Annotated in this window: 1 pseudogene; it reads right to left on the reverse strand. The window is 71.4% G+C overall.

Features of this window, described 5'->3' with window-relative positions:
• Positions 1 to 992 (reverse strand): annotated as a pseudogene (locus WDZ17_RS17340) (IS3 family transposase); the annotation flags it as partial.

Here is a 992-nt window from a genome sequence, read left to right on the forward strand (position 1 = left end):
TCTTCTGCAGCAGCGCGAAGAAGGACTCCATCGCGGCGTTGTCACCTGCGGCGCCGACGCGGCCCATGGACCCGACCATGTCGGCGCGGTTGATGGCGTGGACGAACTTCCGGGATCGAAATTGCGACCCGCGGTCGGAGTGGACGACGCAGCCGGCGACGTCACCGCGCCGTGCGACGGCCGATGCGAGGGCGGTGACGGCCAGGCGGGACTTCATCCGGTCGTCGATGGAGTACCCGACGATCCGGTTGGAGTACGCGTCCTTGACGGCGCACAGGTAGAGCTTGCCTTCGGCGGTGAGGTGCTCGGTGATGTCGGTCAACCACAGCCGGTTCGGGCCGTCCGCGGTGAAGACCCGCTCGACGAGGTCGTCGTGCACCGGCGGCCCGGGACGCTTGACTGTCCCGCGGCGGGTCTTGCCGAAGACCGACCACCACCGGTTGTCCGAGCACAGCCGCCACGCGGTCCGGGTCGCCATCGGGTGCCCGGCGGCGCGGGCCTCGTCGGCGAGGTAGCGGTAGCCGAACTCCGGGTCGTCGCGGTGGGCGTCGACCAGCGCGTTGGCCCGGTGCGCTTGGGCCACCTCGCGGGCCCCGACTGGGGCGGTCACCCACCGGTAGTAGGGCTGACGGGCCAGGCCGAGCACCCGGCACGTGAGGGCGACGGGGATCCCGTCGGCGGCGAGCTCTCTCACGAGCGGGTAGAGCCTTTTCCCGGGAGGTTGGCCTGGGACAGGTAGGCCGCGGCGCGGCGCAGGATCTCGTTCTCCTGCTCGAGGAGTCGGTTGCGGCGACGGAGCTCGTGTAGCTCGGCGGCCTCATCAGGGCGCACGCCCGGACGGTTGCCGTCGGCGACGTCGGCGGCCTTGAGCCAGTTCCGCAGGCAGGACTCGGCGATCCCGAAGTCCTTGGCGACCTCGGCGACCGAGGCGTCACCGCGGCGGGCGACCGCCACGACGTCGTCGCGGAACTCCTTCGGATGGGGTCTGGGCA

The sequence above is a fragment of the Pseudokineococcus basanitobsidens genome (assembly GCF_037482545.1).
Classification (GTDB): Bacteria; Actinomycetota; Actinomycetes; order Actinomycetales; family Quadrisphaeraceae; genus Pseudokineococcus; species Pseudokineococcus basanitobsidens.